The following is a 24,100-nucleotide window of genomic DNA, read 5'->3' on the forward strand; positions in this document are numbered from 1 at the left end:
CTATGTCATTCAGACTGACTTTTTGTAATCGCCTGTTCAAGATCTGCAAGAATATCTTCAATCGCTTCTGTTCCAACAGATAAACGAATGAGCTCTGGTGTGACACCTGTCGCTTTTTGTTCTGCTTCGCTTAATTGCTGATGCGTTGTGCTGGCAGGGTGAATAATGAGGGATTTAGAATCGCCCACGTTTGCGAGATGGGAGAAAAGCTGCACAGAATCAATGAGCTTTTTACCTGCTTCGCGTCCACCTTTAATACCGAATGTGAGGATTGCGCCTTGTCCTTTTGGTAAATAGGTTTGAGCAAGCTCATAGGATTCGTGACTTTCAAGACCCGGATAGCTTACCCAATCGACAAGAGGGTGATCCTGTAAGAATTGTGCTGTTTTCAAGGCATTTTCACTATGCCGCTCAAGACGAAGATGTAATGTTTCTAAGCCTTGCAGAAGTAAAAATGAGTTGAATGGCGACAGAGCTGCCCCTAAATCACGTAAGAGCTGTACTCGTGCTTTTGTGATATAAGCTGCTTCTCCAATCGCTTCTGTATATGTCAGACCGTGATAGCTTGGATCTGGTTCAGTTAGTCCTTTGAACTTATCGCTGTCAGCCCAAGGGAATCGGCCGCTATCAACGATGACGCCGCCAATTGATGTACCGTGACCGCCAATAAATTTGGTTGCTGAGTGGACGACAATGTCTGCACCAAACTCGATAGGTCTTAATAAATAAGGGCTGGCGAGCGTATTGTCCACAATAAGCGGGATATGATGCTTGTGTGCAATGGCTGAGATGGCTTCAATATGTAAAATGTCGCCTTTTGGATTTCCAATGCTCTCTGCATACACTGCCTTTGTTTTGTCTGTGATCGCCGCTTCGAGTTCTTCAAGGTTGGATGAATCGACGAATTTTACTGTAATTCCAAGTTTTTTGAGTGTATGGGCAAATAAATTGTAGGTGCCGCCATAAAGACTGCTTGAGGAAACGATTTCATCTCCGGCTCCTGCAATGTTTAAAATAGAATAAGTCGTCGCTGCTTGTCCAGAAGAAACAGCAAGTGCACCAATTCCACCCTCAAGCTCAGCGATACGCTTTTCAAATACGTCATTTGTAGGGTTCATAATACGTGAATAAATATTTCCCGGTTCCTGAAGACCAAATAAATTCGCTGCATGCTCACTGTCTCTAAAACCAAAGGAGCTCGTTTGGTAAATAGGCACGGCTCTTGAATAGGTCGCTGAATCAAGCTCCTGACCTGCGTGAATGGCTTTTGTTTCTAAACGAAATGGACGTTCCTCTGACATGTGTAAATCCTCCTTTTGTTAGATAAAACCAACTGTTTTGATAAGAAATATTTAATAAGACTATAAATCTTGTTCCCTGCTCGGTCAATCATTTTTTAGATAAATCTGAAAAAACAATAAATATAGTTGACAGGTAGGAATAGTGTGTATTAACATGAGCATACTGAAAACACGAACAAGAATGGCTGATCGGTCAACCGAAGGCTCTATCACTCAAGCATGAGTGAAGAGCCTTTTTTTATTTGAAAAAGAAAGGATGATGAAAATGGAAAAAAAGAAAAAACGAAAAAAATACAGAAAACACATGGATCTCACACTAGACATATTGATTGAGCGGAACAAATATGAGATTTACAGCAGCAAGGAACGAATAGAAGCGATTTACGATCGGATCGATGAAAAACATACAAGGACAAAATAACCATTTTATAAATTTGAGTTGATTTATGGGATTAATATGATTTAGGATGGTGCTAACAAATCAATATGATTAGCTGATCGGACAACGCGAAGGCTCTTATCTCTTTTTTGGGATAAGGGCCTTTCTGTGTATTTATCTGATCGCAAGAGGAGTGAAGGCTTCAATGACGATTTCAATTGATATTGTGGATAAATCCTTTTGGAAAGACAAACAGTCCATTCGGGTACTTGAAGACTTAAGATTGAGCATCATTCCTGGTGAATTTATAACAGTAATAGGTCCGAGCGGATGCGGGAAAAGTACGTTGCTAAAAATCATAGGCGGGCTCGACACAGCGTATGATGGGCAAATTTTGATAGGAGACAGACAGGTCACAGAACCAGGAATGAAACAGGGCTTTATCTTTCAGGAACACCGCCTGTTTCCATGGCTGACAGTCGAAGAAAATATAGCGGCCAATTTCAATTTAAAACAACAGGATGTACGCCGCAAAGTGGATGAACTGATTGAAATTGTTCGTTTAAAAGGATTTGCACACGCTTATCCACATGAGCTCTCCGGAGGAATGTCGCAACGGGTTGCCATTGCGAGAGCACTCCTTCGTGATCCGGAGATCTTATTGCTGGATGAACCATTTGGTGCGCTGGATGCATTCACACGAAAGCACTTGCAGGATGTACTGCTGGACATTTGGAAGGAGAAAAAAACAACAATGATGCTTGTTACCCATGATATTGATGAATCGATTTATTTAGGAAATGAAATTGTGCTAATGCAAGCGAGACCTGGCCGAATCCATAAAATTCTTCCTGTGAACCTGCCTTTTCCGCGTGATAGAACGTCAACCGCTTTTCAAAGCTTAAGACAAAAGGTGCTTTCAGAATTTGAGAAAACAGATGAATTGTTACTAACTGATGGATCAGGGATTTAGGGAGGGGAAATCGCATGAAAAAGAAACAGATGATCGTTATCTTTTTGACTCTTCTGCTTGTTTTAGCAGGGTGTGATCAAGCAGCAGACGGCTCAGAAAACAAGGTGAAAGAAATTAGGATTGGGATTCAGCAAAGTTTGAGCCCGCTGCTTTTAGCAAAGGAAAAAGGGTGGTTTGAACAATCATTTGAAAAAGAAGGAGTGAAGGTAAAGTGGGTGGAGTTTCAAAGTGGTCCTCCCCAATTTGAAGGACTTGCTGCAAATCAATTAGATTTCTCGCAAGTTGGAAACTCACCTGTCATAGCAGGTCAGGCAGCGGGTATTGATTTTAAGGAAATTGGTTTATCTCAGGATGGGCTGAAAGCGAACGGTATTTTAGTGAATAAGAACAGTAAGATTCAAAAAGTAGAAGACTTAAAAGGGAAAAAAATTGCTGTCGCTAAAGGCAGCAGTGGCTTTGATTTTTTATACAAAGTATTAGATCAGGCAGGTTTATCTGCGAAGGATGTTCAGATCATTCAGCTTCAGCCAGATGAAGCGATATCAGCATTTGAAAATGGGTCCGTTGATGCTTGGTCGATCTGGGAGCCGTTCTTATCACTTGAAACGATAAAGAAGGGAGCAAAGCTGCTAGTGAATGGGGAAGCGACCGATTTATATTCTCCAGGTTTCACACTTGTTCGAACTCAGTTTGCTGATCAGCATCCTGAACTAGTAGTGAAATTTTTAAAGGTATATGACCATGCGGTGAAGTGGCAGAAAGCACATCCAGAAGAGGCTGTTACTCTATATGCGCGTTTAAAAAATTTAGATAAGAAGGTCGTTACACAAGTATTAAACAATACGGAACCACTCAATAAGCCCATTTCGAAGAAGATCATCAATGCTCAGCAGCATACCGCTGATTTTCAATATAAAACAAAGGCGATCCAGCGGAAAATTGATGTCAATCAGGTTGTAGATAATTCGTTTATTGAAAAAATGCTGAAAGAGGAGATGGATGAATGAAAGCTATTTTGAATCCGGCTTTAGCATCTAAAATCGAGCGGACAAAGAAAAAAAGGAGAAAAGCTTCTTCTTTATATAAGTTAAAGGGACTGGTATTACCTGTTCTACTTATTGCGGTTTGGCAGATCATAGCTGGTTCTCAAATCGTTTCTTCCACTGTACTTCCTGCGCCTGTCTTGATTGCAGAATCTTTTCGAGATTTATTTCGTTCTGGTGAACTGTTTGGTCATCTATACATCAGCCTTTATCGAGCGATATGTGGATTTTTACTTGGGGGAGGCTTAGGTCTTTTGCTGGGTGTATGCGTAGGGTTTTCTAAAAAAACAGAGCAGTATGTAGATCCGACGTTGCAAATGCTGAGAACCGTTCCGCATTTAGCGGTCACTCCTTTATTTATCCTCTGGTTTGGCTTTGATGAAACGGCAAAAATTTTATTGATCGCACTTGGGGCTTTTTTTCCGATTTATATTAATACTTTTCTAGGTATTCGCAGTGTAGATAATAAGCTGTTTGATGTGGCTCGCGCCTTAGAGTTTAATCTGTATCAAAGCATCACAAAGCTAATTTTACCGGCTGCTCTTCCTCATATTCTTCTGGGTGTGAGGCTGTCATTAGGAATTGCTTGGCTTGGTCTAGTGGTAGCTGAGTTGATGGGTTCAAGCAGCGGCGTCGGCTATATGATTATGGATGCAAGGCAATTCTCTCAAACGGATAAAGTGTTTGTAGGAATTATCATCTTTGCAGTAGTAGGTAAGCTGACAGATTCATTTGTACGTCTGTTAGAAAAGCGTCTGCTCAAGTGGCGCACTAGTTATCAAGGTGAATAATAATAGGGGGCGATGTCATGAATATTTTATGGTTTATTCCAACGCATGGAGACGGCCGTTATTTAGGATCAGCGAAAGGGGCAAGACAGGCAGATTATCCATATTTTAAACAAATTGCTCAAGCTGCTGATCAGCTTGGTTATACAGGGGTCTTGCTGCCTACTGGGAGATCATGTGAAGATCCATGGCTGACGGCAGCTGCTTTAGCTGCGGAAACCACTCATTTAAAGTTCCTCGTGGCTCTTAGACCAGGGCTGATGCAGCCGTCTGTTGCTGCTAGAATGACTTCTACATTGGATCGTCTTTCAGGCGGGAGACTGTTGATTAATGTGGTAGCAGGGGGAAGTAAAGAGGAGCTTGAAGGGGATGGGCTGTTCATTTCTCATGTTGAACGCTATGAGGCAACAGAAGAATTTTTGACAATTTGGAAGCGGTTATTGAATGGAGAAAATGTACAATTTCATGGCAAACATCTACAAGCGGAGAATGGCCGTCTGTTATTCCCACCAGCTCAAACACCCCATCCACCAGTCTTTTTTGGCGGATCATCATCAGCAGGAATTCAAGCAGCCGCCAAGCATACAGATGTCTATTTAACTTGGGGCGAACCGCCTGCACAAGTAAAAGAGAAAATTGCACAAGTGAAGAAACAGGCTGAAAAGGAAGGAAGAACGTTGAAGTTTGGCATTCGTCTTCATGTGATTGTGAGAGATACCGAAGAGGAGGCATGGCAGGCAGCGGAACATCTGATTCGTCATTTGGATCAAAAAACAATTGATGAGGCGCAAAAAGTGTTACAGAGGATGGACTCAGTAGGTCAAAGACGAATGGTGGAATTGCACCAAGGGAGGAAAGACAAACTTGAAATCAGCCCAAATCTTTGGGCAGGCATTGGTTTAGTACGCGGCGGTGCAGGAACAGCACTCGTCGGAGACCCGCAAACAGTAGCAGAACGTATCCTAGAATATGAGTCTCTAGGCATTGATACATTTATCTTTTCTGGATACCCGCATCTAGAAGAAGCTTATTATTTAGCAGAGCTTGTTTTCCCGCTCCTTCCATTCAAGAGATCAGGAGCTACAGGACTCTCTGTGCCAGCTGGTGAAATCATTGGGAACAATCATTTCCCAGATGCAGCCTCTGCTGCTAGTTCCTCATAAATATGAAAAAGCAAAGCAGTCTGCGAAGGCTGCTTTGCTTTTTTTCATAGAATAGCGGGAGTCTTATGTTGTGTACTGCTGAACAAAGTAAGGGCTTTTTTCCCAATCGCTTTTCTTGTATATACACATTTATAGAGTCAAGAAAAGAAGGGAAATATGCCCACTCTTTTATCAGAATGATCAGTAAATATTTCATAATTGGCATTATTGCGACATAAAATCAGGACTTTTTTATCTGATATATCGGGGGAATTCTTTCTATCTCACAAAAAAGAAAGAATAAATATGATAGATGATAAATATGGACTATTTGAAAAAAAGGAGAAAAAAGATGGTGCAAATGACATTAAATGGGTTTTGTGGTTCTTATGGGGTGTCAAAATCTAGTAAATAAGAGAGGGTTTAAACAGATGAAAGGGAATAATTGAATAAAAAGTCACGTTTTAATCAAATGTATGTTCGGTCAAAAATGGGATGTTCTGTAGATGTTTGGAGTGTGACGCCTATGATACGATCATCATAAGCTGGGAGGTGAAAAGTATGACTTATGCAGCGCCGCAAGTTGACTATTCCACTATGGAACCTGCTATTATGGACCAAGCTTGGTTCTTAGTATTTGTTGCTGTTCTTCTTGGATTGGGAGCAACAGTCGTTCTAGGAGCAGCAGTTTGGTGTATCGCAAACGGCAAGGGTAGCTTTACAGGAGCCGTTCAGTGGGAAAGTGGCTTAAAAGTCAAAATTGAATGTAAGTAGCTATACTTAGGATTCATCTTTTTACTTCTTAGATAAGACACCAGGGCTAAACCGTCTGTGGCGGGCGGTTTAGCCTGATCTGTTTTTAAAGAATATGCAGACACTTGGAGGTTATATGTTTACGATCGAGAATTTAACCAAGACGTATAAAAATAACGTGACTGCTGTCAATGATTTTCATTTAAAGATCGACCCTCATCAAATCGTTGCTGTTGCTGGACCGAATGGTTCGGGTAAAACAACGATGATTAACTGTATACTCGGCATTATTAAGCATACAGAAGGAAGGATTCATTTGCAGGGCGTCACTAATGATGAACCATCCTTTAAAAAACAAGTAGCCTATGTTCCAGATGACCTGCTGCTCCCTGAAGCATTGACTGGTGCTGAATATTTAGATTTTGTTTCTTCTATGTATGAATGTAAAACAATTCACAGAAGAAATCAACTAATTGAACTGTTTGATATGGACTCGGCTTTATCAAGACCAATCGAAACCTATTCACATGGAATGAAAAAAAAGACACAGCTGATTGCTGCATTTATGCTTGATAGTCAATTGGTGATCATGGATGAGCCCTTTAGAGGACTTGATATTGAAGCGGTTATAAACACAAAGAAACTGATGAAGCGGTATGCCGAGCACCATGGTGCGATCTTGCTTTCAACGCATGATATGCTTTCAGCGGAAGAGCTGTGCCACAAAATCGCCATTATTTCTAAAGGAAATAAAATGGATGAAGGGACGGTCTCAGCCTTAAAGGAGAAGTATCAATCAAGCACACTGGAACAGGTGTTTCTGAAAGCTTCAATGTTAAGTGATAGGGGTGCACATTTTGATGAAATCATTAATCATTTCTAAAATGATGCTTAAAATGTGGCAGCAGGAGATGTATAAGCTCTTTGATACTCAAACGAAGCGAATCATTGTGGTCTTATTCTTTTTGTTTGCCGTCACAATGGGAGCCATTATCGGATACAGCTTTACAGGTGTCTTTATGAAGGCTTTCTTAAATGGAGATGAACGTTCACTTGGATTACTTGTCGTGTCAATGGCGATCAATGCCTCTATTTTTACAAGCTTGTTATTCGTTTTGATCAAGGTCAGAACACCTGAACAAGACCGGTTTTCTATGCAGCTCAGCTGGTTCCCGCTCTCTACCTTTCAGAAAAGTTTTGGATACTTCATTCCGATGGTGACAGTGGTGGCAGGGCTTGTTTTATTTTTTATCGGCATCCTGCTTTTACCTAATTTTATTGCCCAGGGAATAGGTATTTTCTTTATCTTCACTTTCTTTTTGATGGTGCTTTTGCAGTCGCTTTTTGTCTTAATGCTGCTGCAGTTTATTTACAATATCACTTATTTACTTGTTTTGAAATTAAGATTACCGTTGCAAAAATTTGCAGCGATATTTGTTTTATTGGCACTGGTTGTCACGTATGGATTGACGCACTTTGATATTAGCCAAATTCAGCAATCATATATTCAGTTTGATTATCATTTGATGTATTTGACAGCACCGTTTTTCTTAGCCGCACAAGGAATGCCTCCTGAAGGGGTAAATTATGGGATCTTGATTCTGCTCATCCTCTTATCGGCAGGCGGCGCATTTGTTTCTCTTGCGATGATGCCGATTATGGCAGAGAAAAAAGCGTTAACCTTTTTACACAAGTTGCCATTCTCTTCTTCAAAAAAGTGGTCACTTATTGTGAAGGAAATGAAATCACAGGTGCGAAATGAAGAAAATATTTTAAATTTTCTTATTCTCCTTATTGTGATCTTATTCGTTCGTTATCAGTTTGGATTCCGATTTGAAGAAGAAGCGTTTTTTGTTCTTTGCGCTCTTGCTGGATTAACAGCCTTCAATTCGTTTGGCAATGATAAACGAATGCTGGGCATGTATAAAACATTTGGTCTGAGATCGTGGGAAGTGGCTTTGTATAAGTTTATCGGCCTTCTGCTCGTAGGTGTACTGCAAATTGTTTTATTCATGCTGACAACGCTGACGCTTCCTGATCAGATTTGGCACGCATTGATTGGTGCCGCTGTGTTATGCAATGCGACTGCGCTCTTTTATATGGTAGGTATTTTACTTCCTCTTGATCGAAACAATCCCTATACAGGCATTTTTTCATTTGGAGCGCTTATTTTACTCATGATTCCGATTGTTTTTATTGGAAACTATGTCATAGGGGCGTCGAGTCAAACGCTTCAATGGCTGCTTGTGGCTGCATTTGAGGGTCTGCTCATCTTTGCCATATACAAAGGTTTTTCATGGAGGTATTCACATGATTCAACTTCTTAACAATAAGCTAAAGATTGAGCGGGTACCGGCACTAGCGCCGTATGTGACCTTACAAAAGAGGCATCTCACGGATACGCAGTATGGAAGCACACTCCCGATCAATGAAAGTGCCTATCATATGTTAACGAAAGTGGACGGTAAAAGAACAGAAGCGAGTATTACCGCAGAGCTCGCCGATTTGTTTCAGGTCGATGAGTCGGTGATTGCTCGTGATTTTTATCAGCTGATGACGGGATTGAATCAGCATCACTTGCTGTCTATTCATTATCATTCACCATATCGGATTGTGACAGCCTGCTGTCAATTTTTCAAGCAGTATCAAGTCAAAATGAAGGAACGATTTGATTGTACTGGTCACTCGTTCCTTCACATTTTTGGGACGGCTTTGCTCATGGTGACGCGAAAAATCATCTTTTTCTGGATGCTTTTCATGGTCATGGCAGGGATCGCTTTTTTATTCATTCCTGATCCGTCGATTGCAGCCATTGCGATTTATTTTACGATTATTTATTTCGGGTTAATTACCGGAACCGCCTTACATGAGGCGGCACATGGCTATGCGCATCGAAAATTTGCAGGACGGGATGGTCCTCAAGGCTTTTTTGCGAGTGACATGATGTCAGTGAAGTTTGTAAGGCCCGTATTAGATCCATTTCAGAAAAAGCAGGTATGGATTACGCTGCTTGGACCGCTTGTTCCCGGTGTGATTGGCGCAGCAGGCATCATTGTCACCATTTTATTTCTAAAAGAAAACCCGGTTTCGACAGCTTTTTTCATCTTTTCAATCACGTATTTTATTCAATTACTCTATCTTCTTCCGTTTATGGGGGATGGTAAGTCCATTATGAAGCAGCTATTGCTTGGGGGAATGGGAGGACAACGATCATGAACGTTCAGGCGATGAAACAAGGCGCGATAGTTGGTAGTTTTCTAGGATTCTTAGGCTTTCCGATGCTGACAATCGGTGTACTGTTCTATCATTTATTTCAATCAAAAACGAATGATGCTTTATTATTTAACAGTCTCGCTTTTGAGATGGAAGGCTCGTCCGCATTTACTTTTCAGATCAAGCCAAACTTTTTTATTTATATGATGGTGATTTTTGCTGTGAGTTTTCTCATTGTGGCATTCCTATCAGCCATGAAACAGAAAAAAGCAAAAGGTTAGGAGAATTCTCCTAACCTTTTTTTGTGTTCCGACCAAATTTTAGTATAATAAGAAATAAAAAACATCAAAGGGGATCACAATGGTTAAAAAATGGAGCATTCTTTTATTCACAGTTTTTCTATTAGCAGGATGCGGCGAGAAGGCCGAAGAAACCACGACAACCGAAAAGACGGTTTCGACAATAACAACAGATCCTGCCACTAAAAACCAAGTAACCATCGAACAAATGAAACTCTCAAAAAAAGAAAAAAACTTACTAGAAGCAGCAACGACTAATGAAAAGGTGGCTCTGACACTGAAAGGATTAACGAAGAAGAATAAGAGTATTACGTTTATCGGGAGTCATTACAAAAATGGACGATTAGTGAATAAGGAAGCATCATCTGCTACCTTTACTTTACACCAGGATGGAACCGACCAAACGGTGAATGTACTTCTTCAATTACATCATGAGAAAGATACATATGAATCACAATTTAGTATTTGGTCAAATAAAAAGAATGATGGAATGACGAAAGCGACATCAAGCTTTCCGTTCAAAGTAAGTGACTATGTATTTTCTGCACAATCTGAAACTGTCAAAGTTGCTTCTGGAGGAAAGGCACTGATTGCGTATACAGCGGCAATGGGGAAGGATGGAAGTTCACCAATGCTTGAGGAAATTCAGAAGAATCCAAAGCAAGCGCTGAAAAATAAGTCACATGCATACTTATTTTATATCCAGCTAGATAAATAACTATCGTAATATATACGGAGAATATGAAGTTTTTTGACGAAAAATCTTCATATTCTCTTGACGAATTGTTAAGAAAGTTGTAACATAATAAAAGTCAAAGCGATGACGTTGCTTTTAAAAGATTGATGCGGGTGTAGTTTAGTGGTAAAACCTCAGCCTTCCAAGCTGATGTCGTGAGTTCGATTCTCATCACCCGCTCCAATACATAATTTTGTTTATAACGCAGTATTTCGTTTCTTAGATAAACGAAGTGTTGCGTTTTTTATTATGTCAGTATAATGTGAAAAAGCACTGTGAGGCTACAGTGCTTTTTCAATGAGTTCATATTTGCTTTCTCCGCCATGTATTTGTACAAACATCTTCGTCAAGGATTGAATAAGAGCTTCACTCTTTTCCCGGGAAATAGATGGCGGGAAAAGGATGATTTGAAGAATGTTCTTTGTGTCTTGAGAAATTTGTGCTTTACTTGCTTGAGAAAATAATCCATTCAGTCCTGCGCTGTCCTGCCATTCGATGTGACCAGCCTCATGTTTTGCCAGTGAAAGCGGTCCTTTGATGCGATCGGCATCTAAAGTCAGGATAGGTAAGAAATATTTTAGTGAGAAAAATATCGACAAATCCTGTACGGAATTGGTTGAGTCAATAAATTGTTCCTTTTGGATGTCAGAAAGAAGTGGAAGGAAAGGAACGTCTTTTAAAATATCCGTCCATTCTTTGATGGCTGGTACTTCTTCTAAAACTTTATCTTCGTATTCAAAAAATAAAGATTCTTGAAACAGGCGTAAGCGGCCTTTTAACATTTGAGGTGATGTACCCACTTCAATATGCGAATATTCAATCTGTCCAACATGGATAGACGGGTTTTGATGATGAGAAATTTCCATATGTATCTTCACAGTGACTCACTCCAATCGGTCATGATACACTCGTATTATACTGAAAACAACAGAAGAAACAAAGAAAGGAGGTTTGCAAGGTGATTCATGTTGGAGAATTAAAAGAAGAATTGATTCAATATGCGAAAGAAATTGGTGTCGATAAAATTCGATTTGCAAGTGCCGACACATTTGATTCATTAAAGGACCGCCTCATCTTACATGAATCGTTAGGGTATTTGTCAGGCTTTGAAGAGCCTGACATTGAAAAAAGGACAAACCCTTCTTTGCTGCTTCCGAAGGCCAAATCAATTGTTGCGATAGCGCTCGCGTATCCTTCCAAAATGAAAGATGCTCCTCGAAGTACAAAGGATGCGAGACGGGGGATTTTTTGCCGGGCTTCATGGGGAACGGATTATCATGTTGTGCTGAAAAAAAAGCTTGATATGCTCGAAGAATTTTTGCGAAGCAAACATGTTGATATACGGACAAAATCAATGGTGGATACAGGAGAATTGTCTGATCGTGCTGTAGCAGAACGTGCTGGCATTGGTTTTAGTGCAAAAAACTGTATGATTATCACGCCAGAGTTTGGATCTTATGTGTATTTGGCTGAAATGATCACAAATGTCCCATTTGAACCGGATGAGAAAATTGAAGACCAGTGCGGAACTTGTAATAAATGTGTGGATTCGTGTCCAACGGGTGCGCTGGTGAATCCAGGACAGCTGAATTCTCAGCGGTGTATTTCATTTTTAACGCAGACAAAAGGCTTTTTACCTGATGAGTTTCGTTCGAAAATAGGGAATCGATTGTACGGGTGTGATACATGTCAAACTGTCTGCCCGATCAATAAAGGAAAAGACTTTCATCTGCATCCTGAAATGGAGCCAGACCCTGAAATTGCGAAGCCGCTGTTAAAGCCGCTTCTGACGATCAGCAATCGTGAGTTTAAGGAAAAATACGGTCATGTTTCAGGTTCATGGCGGGGGAAAAAGCCCATTCAGCGGAATGCGATTTTGGCACTCGCTCATTTTAAAGATACATCTGCCTTACCAGTATTAATTGAGCTGATGCACAAGGACCCAAGACCGGTCATTCGGGGAACGGCTGCATGGGCAATTGGCAAAATTGGCGATGATCAGCAGCTCCCAGAGCTGGAAAAGGCCCTTGAGCGGGAAAGTGATGAAGAAGCGAAAGAGGAGATTGTGAAAGGGATTGAGCTCCTGCAGACACCTTTAAATACTAAATAACATCCCTGTGAACATAGAATGAACCAAACAAAGATTTTAAAAAATGTTTGGTGGTGTCTGTGTGAAACAATTATTAGAGAAAACTTTAGAAGACAGGCTGGCGTATTTAATCAATGACCGTGCAATCAAACAGCCGCAGCTTATGTCTGATGTGGAAGCAGTAGAGCGGAAAAAAGAGCTTTTTGCTAGAAGACGGGTTGAGATTGTGAAGGCGAAAGCAAAAACAAAACTTCTCGATTCAGCCATTCAAGATGATGGGGCTCAGCATGTGCAGTACCTTGCTCATCTCACATATGTATGCAAGGATGTAGACGATTCTTTTTATTTAGAGGAACAGGTGGAAAAAAGAGAAGCGTTTCTTTATAACAACATGCTTGTTAAAGATCGGATGATGTTAGAAGAGCGGCAAAGCGAAGAGCATATGGATGAGCGCTTTCAGACCGAAGATCAATTTGGGAGAGCCTTTCATTATGACCGGCGGGCTGCCGTGAAGTATGCGGAGACATATTGGAATAAACGGAATCCAGCCTATAAAAACTTTGAAGATAACTGTACAAATTTTATTTCACAATGTTTGAAAGCAGGGAATGCGCCAACGAGAGGGTATCCGAACCGCGGGTCTGGCTGGTGGGTGCGTCCGCATACGTGGAGCTATAGCTGGACGGTGGCTCATTCGATGAAAAATTATTTAGCGAATTCAAAAGCGGGTTTGAGAGCAAAGAAACTCAAAGAAGCGCACGAGCTTCAAATTGGTGATGTCATTTGCTACGATTTTGAAGGTGATGGAAGGTATAATCATACAACCATTGTCGTTGATCATGACAAAGGCGGAATGCCTCTTGTGAATGCACAGACGTATGACTCCCGCATGCGTTATTGGTCATATGAGGATTCGACTGCCTATACGCCTGCTATTCGATATATGTTTTTTCACATTTTGGACGATGCCGCGAAGGATAGTTAGTGGTATAATGTTGAGCGGAAAAGAAAATTAGAGGTGAACTTTTTTGGGACTTCATGTCGTTTTATATCAACCAGAGATTCCAGCTAATACTGGAAATATTGCGCGTACATGTGCAGCAACAAATACAACCCTTCATCTGATTCGTCCGCTTGGTTTTTCGACAGATGACAAAATGCTGAAGCGTGCAGGACTCGATTATTGGAAATATGCCAATGTGGTCTATCATGATTCACTTGATGAATTGTTTGAGGCACATCCGAAGGGGCAATTTTTCTATATCACTAAATTTGGCCAAAAGCCGCACACAACATTTGATTACTCTCAGCTGGATGAAGACTATTTCTTTGTGTTTGGAAGAGAGACAAGTGGATTGCCGAAAGATTTGATTGAACAAAATATGGACCGTTGTCTTCGTTTACCGATGACAGAGCATGTTCGTTCTCTGAATCTGTCGAATACGGCAGCCATTCTTGTATATGAGGCACTTCGCCAGCAGCAATATCGCGATCTCACATAAGATCATGATAAAAGCCGAGATACTGAACTCGGCTTTTTTATGTGAAATCACTTTTTTTAACATGTTGAAAATGAAAAGGATGTTCCGCAAATGGAACATCCTTTTTTTCATTTACCAGGCTTGCCTTCGTAGCCAGCAGTGAAAATGGATACTAAAAACGTAATGATGACGCCCATCATAATGACCGTTCTCATATAAGCTCCCCCTTATCCCTTTGTTCCGTTCGCTGCCTGTTTCATATGATGTGAAGTTCACCTTAAAAGCAGGAGAAGAAAATCATTTTTCTCCTATTTTTCCTTTATTATGAAGGGTCTTGCGGATGGTTGTCAATTCAGTTTGCCAATTCGTCATTTTGAAGAACGAAAGCATGTAATAGGACGCCTCCGCATAGATTGTAAAACAGTATCTGATTTCTAGCTTCAATCTTGAAAGAGGAGGTTCATATGGATATTTTAAAGAAAATCGAACAGCACAGAGAAGAAGAGCAGCGTCTCAAATGGGAAGGCACATTCAGCGATTATTTAGACATTATTAAGGAAAATCCACTTGTCGCTCAATCTGCTCATTCTCGCGTTTATCATATGATTAAAGACAGCGGGATTGAAGAGGAGAATGGGGTCAGAACCTACAAATTTTTTGATCAGGAGCTGTTTGGGTTAGAGGAATCACTCGAAAGATTAGTAGAGGAATATTTTCACCCTGCTGCAAAGCGGCTAGACGTCAGGAAGCGTATTTTATTACTGATGGGACCAGTAAGCGGGGGGAAATCGACGCTTGTCACTAGATTGAAAAGAGGACTTGAAGAATATTCATTGACAGATCATGGCGCAGTTTATGCGATCAAAGGCTGCCCTATGCATGAAGATCCGCTTCATCTCATTCCGCAAAATCTGCGGGAGGATTTCTATAGAGAATATGGGATTCGTGTGCAGGGGAATTTGTCGCCTCTGAACATGATGAGACTGGAAGAGGAATATGGCGGCAGAATTGAGGATGTAAGGGTCGAGCGGATCTTCTTCTCTGAAGATAAACGGACCGGCATTGGTACCTTTAGTCCGTCTGATCCGAAATCTCAGGACATTGCCGATTTAACAGGCAGCATCGATTTTTCAACCATTGCTGAATTTGGATCAGAGTCAGATCCCCGCGCCTACCGCTTTGATGGAGAACTCAACAAAGCAAACCGAGGGATGATGGAGTTTCAGGAGATGTTAAAGTGTGATGAGAAATTTCTCTGGCACCTCCTGTCATTAACACAGGAAGGGAATTTTAAGGCAGGAAGATTCGCCTTGATTAGTGCAGATGAATTGATCGTCGCCCATACGAATGAAACCGAGTACCGGTCGTTTATTTCAAATAAAAAGAACGAGGCGCTCCATTCAAGAATTATTGTGATGCCAATTCCTTATAACTTAAAGGTCACAGAAGAAGAACGCATTTATCATAAAATGATTTCAGAAAGTGATGTCTCAGATGTGCATATTGCCCCGCATACGCTGAAGGTAGCAGCAATGTTCTCCATTTTGACGAGATTGAAAGAGCCGAAGCGTTCTGATATTGATTTGGTGAAAAAAATGCGTTTGTATGACGGAGAAAGTGTCGAAGGCTTCCAATCAGTCGACATTGATGAGATGAAAAAGGAATTTCATGACGAAGGGATGAGCGGAATTGATCCGCGGTATGTGATTAACCGAATTTCATCTACCATCATTCGAAAGAATATGGAATCGATCAATGCACTGGATGTCCTTCGCTCCTTAAAAGAAGGGCTCGATCAGCATCCGTCTATCTCCAGCGAGGACCGGGAGCGTTATTTGAATTTCATTTCAGTCGCGCGAAAAGAGTATGATGATATTGCGAAGAAGGAAGTGCAAAAGGCATTTGTGTATTCCTATGAGGAGTCTGCGAAAACGCTGATGGATAATTACTTAGATAATGTCGAGGCATACTGCAATAAAAACAAGCTGCGTGATCCGTTAACGGGTGAAGAAATGAATCCTGATGAAAAGCTCATGCGTTCAATTGAAGAGCAGATCGGTATTTCTGAAAACGCCAAAAAGGCATTTAGAGAAGAAATTCTAATTCGTATTTCGGCTTATGCGAGAAAGGGAAAACGCTTTGATTATAATTCGCATGAGAGATTGCGGGAGGCCATTCAGAAGAAGCTGTTTGCTGATCTAAAAGATGTGGTGAAAATCACGACATCGACGAAGACACCGGATGAACAGCAGCTGAAGAAGGTCAATGAAGTAGTGGCTAGATTAATTGATGAGCATGGCTATAATTCAACAAGTGCAAATGAACTTTTAAAATATGTAGGCAGTCTTCTGAATCGTTAATATATGAAGGAGGCATTATTGGCGCATCAGCACCGGTAATGTCTTTTTTAGAAATGATCGTCAACTTGGATGACGAGCAGCATAGGATAAAGGAATCGATGGTTAGAAGAATTGTGCAAATAGGTGAGGAGGGGGATGGATGTCCCGGCAAGAAAAAAGTCAGTTTATTGTGTCTCAGGAAGACTGGTCCCTCCATCGAAAAGGCTATGACGACCAGCAGCGTCATCAGAAAAAAGTCAAAGAGGCGATTAAAAACAATTTGCCGGATCTTGTCACAGAAGAAAGCATCATCATGTCGAATGGAAAAGATGTTGTGAAAATTCCGATCCGTTCATTAGATGAATATAAAATTCGGTATAACTACGACAAAAATAAACATGTGGGTCAAGGCGATGGAGACAGCGAGGTTGGCGATGTTGTTGCGCGTGACGGCTCAGACAGCAAGCAGGGTCAAGGAAAGGGGCAGGGTGCTGGAGATCAAGCTGGTGAGGATTATTACGAAGCAGAAGTCTCATTAATGGATCTCGAGAAAGCACTGTTTCGTGAACTAGAGCTGCCAAACCTCAAGCAAAAGGAGCTTGACGACATCATTGTTGAACAAATTGAGTTTAACGATATTCGCAAAACCGGGTTAACAGGAAATATCCACAAAAAACGAACGATGCTGTCGGCATTTAAACGAAATGCGATGACAGGCAGTCCTTCCTTTTATCCAATCTACCCAGAGGATATCAAGTATAAAACGTGGAATGAAGTGACCAAACCAGAGTCGAAAGCCGTCGTTTTGGCGATGATGGATACGAGCGGAAGTATGGGGCTTTGGGAAAAATATATGGCGAGAAGTTTTTTCTTTTGGATGACACGTTTCTTACGGACAAAGTATGAGACGGTCGATATTGAATTTATTGCCCACCATACAGAGGCGAAGGTGGTAGACGAAGAACATTTCTTCTCACGGGGTGAGAGCGGGGGGACCATTTGCTCGTCTGTCTATCGAAAGGCACTAGAGCTCATAGATGAACGATACCCGCCGTCGAGATATAATATTTATCCTTTTCACTTTTCTGATGGTGACAATTTGACCTCAGACAACGCCCGGTGTGTGAAACTTGTTTCTGAAATCATGAAAAAAGCCAATTTATTCTGTTACGGTGAGGTCAATCAATACAACCGGCATTCTACGTTAATGTCAGCATATAAGCACATTCAGGATGAGAAATTTAAGCATTATATTTTGAAGCAAAAATCAGACGTTTTTCTCGCACTAAAAAAATTTTTTCAGCAGGAAGAAGTTCATTCATAACGAGCACATTTGAAAAAACCTTTCAGCATAAGGGCTGAAAGGTTTTTTGTGTGGAGAAGGAAAGGATCGCCAAAAAAAAAAGTAAAACTTTCTCTTTGACATTTCAATTTTCATTTATTAATATTTAATCTTGTTAAATATAAGTTTTTCAAAAAAGATGCCGATCGTCTTTTCTTCTTTTTCTGCTCTTTGCTCATAAGTGAACAATAAGTATAAATGGGCTGCACACCATGATAGGGGCGGGAGTAGATGAAGGGAAAAGGACAGATTGTTGAGCTTGTTTCATATTCTGTCAGATGATGGGCATTCTAAGTTTGCTAAAGCAGATGACACTATATTTTTATACATGAAAGGAGAAACAAAACATGAACAGAGGGCGTTTATTGCTAACGAACATTATTGGCCTTATTGTGATTCTTGCCATTATTGCCGGAGGTGCTTATTACTACTACGAAAGCACAAACTTTGTCAAAACAGATGAGGCAAAAGTGACAGGTGACATGTATCAAATTACAGCACCAGCAGCTGGACAAATCAAAGGCTGGGATATCAACGAAGGTGACGAAGTTGAAAAAGACAGCACAGTTGCAAAAGTTGAAGGACAAACAAAAACAAACATTAAAGCAGTGGCTGATGGCACATTAGTCAAAAAAGAAGTACAAAACAATCAACAAGTGCAGCCTGGTACAGTTCTTGGTGAAACAATTGATTTAAGCAAGCTTTACATCACAGCAAATATTAAAGAAACAGATATTAAAAACATTGAAAAAGGCGACAAAGTCGACATCGTTGTAGATGGAGATCCTGATACAACATTTGAAGGAACTGTTGAACAAATTGGTTATGCGACAAACTCAACATTCAATATGCTGCCAGCAACGAATTCAAGTGGTAACTATACAAAAGTAACGCAAAAAGTAGCAGTGAAAATTTCAATTAAAAATCCATCAGACAAAGTGCTTCCAGGTATGAATGCTTCTGTCAAAATTTCATCTTAATGATGATTGATATCAAAATATGAAAGGAGGTTGTCTGAGATGGCAAATCAACCTGCAGCGACAAAACAGGGAACAGGCTCCTTGTCTTTACTGATCATTTTAATGGCCGGTTTGTTCGTAGCGATTTTAAACCAAACGCTTTTGAACGTAGCCATGCCCCATTTAATGACAGAATTTAATGTGAGTGCAACGACGATTCAGTGGCTGACAACAGGCTACATGCTTGTCAACGGTGTGCTGATTCCGTTGTCTGCGTTTTTAATCACACGTTTTGGACAGCGCAGCTTATTCCTAGTGGCTATGATCTCTTTTACACTAGGTACATTTATTTGCGGTATTGCGCCAAACTTTTCAACGATGCTTATCGGCCGTTTGATTCAGGCTGTCGGCGGCGGTATCTTACAGCCGCTCGTCATGACAACAATCCTTTTTATTTTCCCTCCGGAAAACAGAGGGAAAGGAATGGGGATTTTTGGTCTTGCGATGATGTTTGCTCCTGCAGTAGGACCAACATTATCTGGTTACATTATTGAACATTATTCTTGGCGTATTATGTTTTATGGACTTGTGCCAATCGGTGCGATTGTCATTATCGCGGCTTTCTTTATGTTTAAAAATATTGTAGAGCCTAAAAAAATCAAGCTGGACAGTCTTGGTGCGATTCTTTCAATCGTCGGTTTTGCTTCCCTTCTATACGGAGTGAGTGAAGCAGGAAGTGATGGTTGGACAGATCCGATCGTCTTATCTACGATTATTATTGGTGCGATTGCGATCATTCTCTTTATTTTCCAACAGCTGAAAGCTGATAATCCAATGCTTGATTTCCGTGTATTTAAATACAGCATTTTCTCATTATCAAGTGTCATTAACATCATTATTACAGTTGCCTTATATACGGGGATGTTCTTACTTCCGATTTATCTGCAAAACCTCGTTGGGTTTACGGCATTGCAATCTGGGCTATTAATGCTTCCAGGGGCACTTGCGATGCTCATTATGTCCCCGATTTCAGGAATCTTATTTGATAAATTTGGACCTCGTCCGCTTGCCATTGTGGGGATGCTCATTACCGTTGTCACGACATATGAGTTTACAAGGCTGACCATTGATACTTCCTATAGTCACATTGTGCTCATGTATGCAGTACGTGCATTTGGTATGTCACTCTTGATGATGCCGGTTATGACAGCAGGGATGAACCAATTACCGCAGCACTTAAACAGCCATGGTACAGCGATGTCTAATACATTAAGACAAATTAGCGGTTCCATCGGTACGAGTTTGATCACAACGATTTATACGAATCGGACGACATTCCATTATTCCAATATGGCGGATCAAACAAATACAGCGGACCCGTTCTTTATGAATTCATTCCAGGCGGCTGTATCGAATGTGATGCATCATATGGGCATGACAGCAGAAGCTGCACAAAAATATGTATCCACCCAGCTCTTTACAAAAGCACAGGTTGATTCAAACGTGATGGGCATCAATGATGCTTACATGTGGGTGACATTATTCTGTGCGGCTGGTGTTATTCTCAGCTTGTTCCTGCGAGATGTTCGTAAGGATAAAAAGCGAAAAGAACAGCAGCATAAGAAACAAGAAATATCACTGCTTCCAGCACCTAAGGAAGCTAACCAAGATGCAAGATAAGTGTGGAGGGACCGTACATGAAAATTTATGTTGTATACGATAGTGAAGGTGACCATACAAAAGCACTTGCAGAAGCGATTGCAGCAGGCGCGGGTGAAACAGAGCAGGCTGAAGTATTCATTGATCACGTGAAAGATGCGGATATTCGCAAGCTCGATCAAATGGATGCGATCATTTGGGGCTGCCCTGGTCACTTTGGTACCATTAGTTCTGGGTTAAAGACATGGATTGACCGTCTCGGCTACTTATGGGCAGAAGGAAAACTAATCGATAAAGTCGGTGCTGTTTTCTGTACAACTGCTACAACACACGGCGGTTTAGAAATGACAATGCATAATTTGATCACACCAATGTTCCACCAAGGAATGCTTGTTGTCGGCCTTCCTGGAAATGTTCCAGAGAATGCTTTATACGGCTCTTACTATGGAGCTGGTGTGACATGTCCGATCGATTCAGATGAATTGATTTCGACTGAAGGCATTGAACTTGGAAAAGCACTAGGAAGACGTGTAGCATCAGTCACTGCATCATTTAAGCGATAAGGAGAGGGTTCTTTTGGCGACGGTTATTGTAGCGTTAGTAGCTGCTGTTCTAGTCATTATTGGATTAGTAGCGTTCAATGTCAGACACGCATCAGCCGATAAGGAAGAGATCAAAGAAGATGTCTCCAATCAGCCTGACGTGCCGCATAGCGAGCCAGAAGCTGTGGCGAGACATGTAGAGCCTGAAGTTGAAAAAAAAGCGTCAGAGCCTTCTCAAACGGATGATGCTGCGTCTGGCGACGATTTCTATAGACAGGCGCTTCAAAAGTTTAAGCAGCCAGAACCACCTGTCAAAGAAGAAGAACCAGAGACAAAAATGAATGATGACATGTATCGTTCTGCTTTGCAGAAGCTAAAGCAGAAGGACAAATAAAAAAGAGAACCCCTCATCAGGTTCTCTTTTTTTATGGCACAAAAAAACCGCCGGCAGAAGCCGGGCGGTTTTCCTTCACTCTATAAAGTGCTAAAAGAGCAGATGCTCTTAAATTACGCTTTGTTAACGTTAGCAGCTTGTGGTCCACGGTTACCTTCAACGATTTCGAAAGAAACTGATTGACCTTCTTCTAAAGTTTTGAAGCCTTCGCCTTGGATAGCAGAGAAGTGAACGAATACATCGTCTTGACCTTCTACTTCGATGAATCCGAAACCTTTTTCAGAGTTGAACCATTTTACTTTACCTTCTAACATGAAATTTCCTCCTAAAGCGATCTTAACGCTTAAATTCACTATTCTTGCTCTTACACAAACTTCAAAGACGAAAACTCTTTCAAAACTTTCTTCATTAAAGATGATACGAACAAAAATAATTACCTTTACTTTACCAGTGTTTGCGGGAAAAAACAACTGTTATACGAAAACTTTTTTAAAAATAATTAGCGCTAACAAATTGAGGAAAATGCCTATGTCAAATGGTCTTTTTTTCTCTCTGAAAAGCTCACTTGATTTCGGCCAGACTCCTTCGCTTTATAGAGCTCCTGGTCAGCTATAATCGGTAATTGCTTGATGTCTGCACCAATTCCTTGAGAATAAGCACATCCAATTGATACCGTAGTGTGGATAGACAGACCGTTTTTTAAATAAATCGGCTGATCGGCTATTTTTTTTCGCAAGCGTTCTGCAATCTGCCATGTTTTTTCAATTGTACAATTTGGTAGAAGGACAGCGAATTCTTCACCGCCAATCCGACCAATATAATCAGAGCTTCTTGTGTTTTTAATCAGCCTTGTACCGATTTCTTTTAAAACAATATCTCCCTCATGATGCCCATATTGATCATTGATGGTTTTAAAGTAATCGATGTCTAGGTAAATAAGGGACATTTGATGGATAGGCTGCTTCAACTTTTTAGTAAAAGCATCACTTAATACCTCATCGAACTTCCGTTTATTTAAAACACCTGTTAAAAAGTCATAATGAGCCTGGAATTTATACAAATTTAACAGCTGATATGCTTTTGTTTGATGCTCAATGACATAAAAGTTAAACAATCCAGCAATATATGAGAAAATCCAATAAGTAGAATGCAGCTGAAATGATGTCTCATGCACGATCAAGATGAACAGGCTTGTGGCAACCACATTACCAATCGTAATGGATAACAGCATTTTCACAACATGATTCATATGACGCTCTGCAATCAAAAAAGAAGCGGCTGCGATAAACATCATGGAAAAAATATTGATGGAAGAAGCGATATTGGCATCAATTAATAATCGGCCAATGATCACAACAAAAGCTGCAATCATTGTTTGGGCGATGCCTCCATAAAAGGCCGTTAAAATAAGGGGAATATGTCTTAAATCGATGATCGCTGGTCCTGTTTTAATAGAGAAGAACATTAAAAGGACACCGAGTAACCCAGAAAGCATGCCTTTGCATATTTGTCTGAGCAAGGTATCTTCTTTCTTCAGAAAATTCTCTTTAAACACAAGTATAAATAAGTAATGGAAAGTGACAAGAATTGTTAAATTAATAAAGAGGTCTCTTAGCAAAATAGAATCACCTTTTTAAAATTACTAAAATTTGTTGCAAAAGAAAAGGGGAAAAAAGATAATTAATAAAAATTTTAATGATGAGGAATTGAAGAAAATGCGAGGAAAACGCTTTCCAGATCAAACGGACTGGCTTTCTTTTTTTGAAAAAATGCCAGATGCCGGATTTGAAAAAGAAATGCCGGTTGAATATCAAGATTTGACTTTTCGGTTCGAGAATCAGGAGGAGCGATTTGTTGTGAACATGTCGCTTGCTATGAAGGAGTTTAGCTTAAACGTCGTTCGAAAAAAGACCGAATCCGTTTTAGGAATATATGATTTTAAAACAGTGCAGCATGTAGAGATAAAAAAAGATCGGAAGGAAGAAAAGGAGCTTTTGCTGATATTAGAGCATCATGACGACTTCATCACAACAATCGAAATCACATTTCTACCTTCCTTTTGTCTTATGGTCAAAGAACATTTTTCAGGAGAATAAACAGGAGCCTCTTTTATGAAGGCTCCTGTTTTATTATTTGTGCTCGATGTCATTGATGACTTGCTGGATCGATTCATCATCCATCACATTCATCACACTTTCATCAATGTGAAGAGATTGCGCATAAGACTCTCTTGGCTGATGAGTTTTTGATGGTGATTGGTGCTGGTTCGTTTGATTTGGCTGGACAGCTGTGAATGCCTGCTTGATCATTTGGCCAACTTCACCTGTTCCTTTTGATTCCTTATGTGAGCGGGACTCATGGCGAGATGAGTTTTGGTGCTGATGGTTTGCGCCTTTCATCATTGAAGACATATTCATTTGTGTCATGCTTTTCAGTCTTCTTCGTAAAACCGGGGAGAATAATGCAATGATTGCTGTTGATACTGCGATCATTGCGCCAGTGCTCATACCTTTTCTTTTTTTAAACAAACGAATCCCTCCATTTGATCGTGATGATCTTTCATCAAGTTTAGGATGACCAATCACAGCTGAATTATGAATTCATTTTGCGGAAAGAGAGGATATGTGCATAAAAAGCCGGCTGGATGAAAAACCTATGAGCAAAAGGA

Annotated in this window: 26 protein-coding genes and 1 tRNA gene; 22 read left to right on the top strand and 5 right to left on the bottom strand. The window is 40.6% G+C overall.

Features of this window, described 5'->3' with window-relative positions:
- Positions 1-5: 5 nt before the first annotated feature.
- Positions 6-1,301, bottom strand: a complete 1,296-nt coding sequence (locus MHI08_RS04400) for a homocysteine synthase (RefSeq protein ID WP_163115687.1) — start codon at positions 1,299-1,301, stop codon at positions 6-8.
- Between the two features lie 265 nt (positions 1,302-1,566).
- On the opposite strand from MHI08_RS04400, the gene MHI08_RS04405 reads away from it, so the two are divergent.
- The 12 genes from MHI08_RS04405 to MHI08_RS04460 all read left to right on the top strand — a co-directional run bounded on the left by MHI08_RS04405 (position 1,567) and on the right by MHI08_RS04460 (position 10,810).
- Positions 1,567-1,722 (top strand): FbpB family small basic protein, encoded by a 156-nt coding sequence (locus MHI08_RS04405; protein ID WP_029706872.1) that lies wholly within the window; start codon positions 1,567-1,569, stop codon positions 1,720-1,722.
- Positions 1,723-1,885: 163 nt separating this feature from the next.
- A complete protein-coding gene (locus MHI08_RS04410) occupies positions 1,886-2,653 on the top strand; it encodes an ABC transporter ATP-binding protein (RefSeq protein WP_342500034.1) in 768 nt (255 codons plus the stop codon).
- 14 nt (positions 2,654-2,667) lie between these two features.
- Positions 2,668-3,660, top strand: a complete 993-nt coding sequence (locus MHI08_RS04415; RefSeq protein WP_342500035.1) for an aliphatic sulfonate ABC transporter substrate-binding protein — start codon at positions 2,668-2,670, stop codon at positions 3,658-3,660.
- Positions 3,657-4,487 (top strand): ABC transporter permease, encoded by an 831-nt coding sequence (locus tag MHI08_RS04420; RefSeq protein ID WP_101677431.1) that lies wholly within the window; start codon positions 3,657-3,659, stop codon positions 4,485-4,487. Before MHI08_RS04415 ends, MHI08_RS04420 begins: the two co-directional genes overlap by 4 nt.
- Positions 4,488-4,504: 17 nt before the next feature.
- On the top strand, positions 4,505-5,647 hold the full coding sequence (gene ssuD / locus MHI08_RS04425; protein WP_342500036.1) for an FMNH2-dependent alkanesulfonate monooxygenase: 1,143 nt from the start codon (positions 4,505-4,507) through the stop codon (positions 5,645-5,647).
- Positions 5,648-6,187: 540 nt separating this feature from the next.
- Positions 6,188-6,400: a hypothetical protein gene (locus MHI08_RS04430; RefSeq protein WP_024425336.1), complete on the top strand. Its 213-nt coding sequence runs from the start codon at positions 6,188-6,190 to the stop codon at positions 6,398-6,400.
- 115 nt (positions 6,401-6,515) lie between these two features.
- Positions 6,516-7,262 carry an ABC transporter ATP-binding protein gene (locus MHI08_RS04435; protein ID WP_342500037.1) on the top strand — a complete coding sequence of 249 codons (747 nt, stop codon included), beginning with the start codon at positions 6,516-6,518 and terminating at the stop codon, positions 7,260-7,262.
- A complete protein-coding gene (locus MHI08_RS04440) occupies positions 7,240-8,706 on the top strand; it encodes a hypothetical protein (protein WP_212049131.1) in 1,467 nt (488 codons plus the stop codon). The genes MHI08_RS04435 and MHI08_RS04440 overlap by 23 nt, the downstream gene beginning before the upstream one ends.
- A complete protein-coding gene (locus MHI08_RS04445; protein WP_044333672.1) occupies positions 8,690-9,595 on the top strand; it encodes a PqqD family protein in 906 nt (301 codons plus the stop codon). The genes MHI08_RS04440 and MHI08_RS04445 overlap by 17 nt, the downstream gene beginning before the upstream one ends.
- Positions 9,592-9,873 (top strand): hypothetical protein, encoded by a 282-nt coding sequence (locus tag MHI08_RS04450; protein ID WP_024425332.1) that lies wholly within the window; start codon positions 9,592-9,594, stop codon positions 9,871-9,873. Before MHI08_RS04445 ends, MHI08_RS04450 begins: the two co-directional genes overlap by 4 nt.
- 79 nt (positions 9,874-9,952) lie before the next feature.
- Positions 9,953-10,609 carry a hypothetical protein gene (locus MHI08_RS04455; protein ID WP_342500038.1) on the top strand — a complete coding sequence of 219 codons (657 nt, stop codon included), beginning with the start codon at positions 9,953-9,955 and terminating at the stop codon, positions 10,607-10,609.
- A gap of 127 nt (positions 10,610-10,736) precedes the next feature.
- Positions 10,737-10,810, top strand: a tRNA-Gly gene (locus MHI08_RS04460).
- A gap of 98 nt (positions 10,811-10,908) precedes the next feature.
- Here MHI08_RS04460 and MHI08_RS04465 read toward each other — a convergent pair.
- Positions 10,909-11,505, bottom strand: coding sequence for a hypothetical protein (locus MHI08_RS04465; protein WP_243837380.1), 597 nt, complete (start codon positions 11,503-11,505; stop codon positions 10,909-10,911).
- 83 nt (positions 11,506-11,588) lie between these two features.
- Here MHI08_RS04465 and queG point away from each other — a divergent pair, with 83 nt between their 5' ends.
- From queG to MHI08_RS04510, 9 genes are all read left to right on the top strand, one after another.
- Positions 11,589-12,737, top strand: coding sequence for a tRNA epoxyqueuosine(34) reductase QueG (gene queG, locus MHI08_RS04470; protein ID WP_024427417.1), 1,149 nt, complete (start codon positions 11,589-11,591; stop codon positions 12,735-12,737).
- Between the two features lie 61 nt (positions 12,738-12,798).
- Positions 12,799-13,701, top strand: coding sequence for an amidase domain-containing protein (locus tag MHI08_RS04475; protein WP_342500039.1), 903 nt, complete (start codon positions 12,799-12,801; stop codon positions 13,699-13,701).
- 43 nt (positions 13,702-13,744) lie between these two features.
- On the top strand, positions 13,745-14,218 hold the full coding sequence (gene trmL / locus MHI08_RS04480) for a tRNA (uridine(34)/cytosine(34)/5-carboxymethylaminomethyluridine(34)-2'-O)-methyltransferase TrmL (RefSeq protein WP_024425327.1): 474 nt from the start codon (positions 13,745-13,747) through the stop codon (positions 14,216-14,218).
- 443 nt (positions 14,219-14,661) lie between these two features.
- Positions 14,662-16,557: a PrkA family serine protein kinase gene (locus MHI08_RS04485; protein ID WP_024425326.1), complete on the top strand. Its 1,896-nt coding sequence runs from the start codon at positions 14,662-14,664 to the stop codon at positions 16,555-16,557.
- 139 nt (positions 16,558-16,696) lie between these two features.
- Entirely contained in the window at positions 16,697-17,860 is a 1,164-nt protein-coding gene (yhbH, locus tag MHI08_RS04490) for a sporulation protein YhbH (protein WP_076839162.1), read from the top strand.
- Between the two features lie 365 nt (positions 17,861-18,225).
- Complete coding sequence (locus MHI08_RS04495) at positions 18,226-18,858, top strand: HlyD family efflux transporter periplasmic adaptor subunit (RefSeq protein WP_024425324.1); 633 nt, start codon at positions 18,226-18,228, stop codon at positions 18,856-18,858.
- A 39-nt stretch (positions 18,859-18,897) separates the two neighbouring features.
- Positions 18,898-20,517, top strand: a complete 1,620-nt coding sequence (locus MHI08_RS04500) for a DHA2 family efflux MFS transporter permease subunit (protein WP_041109865.1) — start codon at positions 18,898-18,900, stop codon at positions 20,515-20,517.
- Between the two features lie 17 nt (positions 20,518-20,534).
- A complete protein-coding gene (locus tag MHI08_RS04505; RefSeq protein WP_024425322.1) occupies positions 20,535-21,059 on the top strand; it encodes a flavodoxin family protein in 525 nt (174 codons plus the stop codon).
- Between the two features lie 13 nt (positions 21,060-21,072).
- Positions 21,073-21,432: a hypothetical protein gene (locus tag MHI08_RS04510; protein WP_342500040.1), complete on the top strand. Its 360-nt coding sequence runs from the start codon at positions 21,073-21,075 to the stop codon at positions 21,430-21,432.
- Positions 21,433-21,545: 113 nt separating this feature from the next.
- Here the strand turns inward: MHI08_RS04510 and cspB are convergent, their stop codons facing one another.
- Together cspB and MHI08_RS04520 are read right to left on the bottom strand one after the other, a co-directional pair.
- On the bottom strand, positions 21,546-21,746 hold the full coding sequence (gene cspB, locus MHI08_RS04515) for a cold shock-like protein CspB (protein ID WP_008349061.1): 201 nt from the start codon (positions 21,744-21,746) through the stop codon (positions 21,546-21,548).
- A 212-nt stretch (positions 21,747-21,958) separates the two neighbouring features.
- Positions 21,959-23,050: a diguanylate cyclase gene (locus tag MHI08_RS04520; protein WP_041109867.1), complete on the bottom strand. Its 1,092-nt coding sequence runs from the start codon at positions 23,048-23,050 to the stop codon at positions 21,959-21,961.
- Between the two features lie 97 nt (positions 23,051-23,147).
- Here MHI08_RS04520 and MHI08_RS04525 point away from each other — a divergent pair, with 97 nt between their 5' ends.
- Positions 23,148-23,528, top strand: a complete 381-nt coding sequence (locus tag MHI08_RS04525; RefSeq protein WP_024426614.1) for a hypothetical protein — start codon at positions 23,148-23,150, stop codon at positions 23,526-23,528.
- Positions 23,529-23,561: 33 nt separating this feature from the next.
- Here MHI08_RS04525 and MHI08_RS04530 read toward each other — a convergent pair whose 3' ends face one another.
- Positions 23,562-23,960 (bottom strand): spore coat protein, encoded by a 399-nt coding sequence (locus tag MHI08_RS04530; protein WP_342500041.1) that lies wholly within the window; start codon positions 23,958-23,960, stop codon positions 23,562-23,564.
- Between the last annotated feature and the right edge of the window lie 140 nt (positions 23,961-24,100).

Origin of the sequence: Bacillus sp. FSL M7-0791, from assembly GCF_038627085.1 — a bacterium.
Taxonomy (GTDB): domain Bacteria; phylum Bacillota; class Bacilli; order Bacillales; family Bacillaceae; genus Bacillus; species Bacillus safensis.

Coding starts and splice junctions, on each gene's coding strand:
- MHI08_RS04400 (WP_163115687.1), bottom strand. CDS start 1,301: ATGTCAGAGGAACGTCCATTTCGTTTAGAAACAAAAGCCATTCACGCA.
- MHI08_RS04405 (WP_029706872.1), top strand. CDS start 1,567: ATGGAAAAAAAGAAAAAACGAAAAAAATACAGAAAACACATGGATCTC.
- MHI08_RS04410 (WP_342500034.1), top strand. CDS start 1,886: ATGACGATTTCAATTGATATTGTGGATAAATCCTTTTGGAAAGACAAA.
- MHI08_RS04415 (WP_342500035.1), top strand. CDS start 2,668: ATGAAAAAGAAACAGATGATCGTTATCTTTTTGACTCTTCTGCTTGTT.
- MHI08_RS04420 (WP_101677431.1), top strand. CDS start 3,657: ATGAAAGCTATTTTGAATCCGGCTTTAGCATCTAAAATCGAGCGGACA.
- ssuD (WP_342500036.1), top strand. CDS start 4,505: ATGAATATTTTATGGTTTATTCCAACGCATGGAGACGGCCGTTATTTA.
- MHI08_RS04430 (WP_024425336.1), top strand. CDS start 6,188: ATGACTTATGCAGCGCCGCAAGTTGACTATTCCACTATGGAACCTGCT.
- MHI08_RS04435 (WP_342500037.1), top strand. CDS start 6,516: ATGTTTACGATCGAGAATTTAACCAAGACGTATAAAAATAACGTGACT.
- MHI08_RS04440 (WP_212049131.1), top strand. CDS start 7,240: ATGAAATCATTAATCATTTCTAAAATGATGCTTAAAATGTGGCAGCAG.
- MHI08_RS04445 (WP_044333672.1), top strand. CDS start 8,690: ATGATTCAACTTCTTAACAATAAGCTAAAGATTGAGCGGGTACCGGCA.
- MHI08_RS04450 (WP_024425332.1), top strand. CDS start 9,592: ATGAACGTTCAGGCGATGAAACAAGGCGCGATAGTTGGTAGTTTTCTA.
- MHI08_RS04455 (WP_342500038.1), top strand. CDS start 9,953: ATGGTTAAAAAATGGAGCATTCTTTTATTCACAGTTTTTCTATTAGCA.
- MHI08_RS04485 (WP_024425326.1), top strand. CDS start 14,662: ATGGATATTTTAAAGAAAATCGAACAGCACAGAGAAGAAGAGCAGCGT.
- yhbH (WP_076839162.1), top strand. CDS start 16,697: ATGTCCCGGCAAGAAAAAAGTCAGTTTATTGTGTCTCAGGAAGACTGG.
- MHI08_RS04495 (WP_024425324.1), top strand. CDS start 18,226: ATGAACAGAGGGCGTTTATTGCTAACGAACATTATTGGCCTTATTGTG.
- MHI08_RS04500 (WP_041109865.1), top strand. CDS start 18,898: ATGGCAAATCAACCTGCAGCGACAAAACAGGGAACAGGCTCCTTGTCT.
- MHI08_RS04505 (WP_024425322.1), top strand. CDS start 20,535: ATGAAAATTTATGTTGTATACGATAGTGAAGGTGACCATACAAAAGCA.
- cspB (WP_008349061.1), bottom strand. CDS start 21,746: ATGTTAGAAGGTAAAGTAAAATGGTTCAACTCTGAAAAAGGTTTCGGA.
- MHI08_RS04525 (WP_024426614.1), top strand. CDS start 23,148: ATGCGAGGAAAACGCTTTCCAGATCAAACGGACTGGCTTTCTTTTTTT.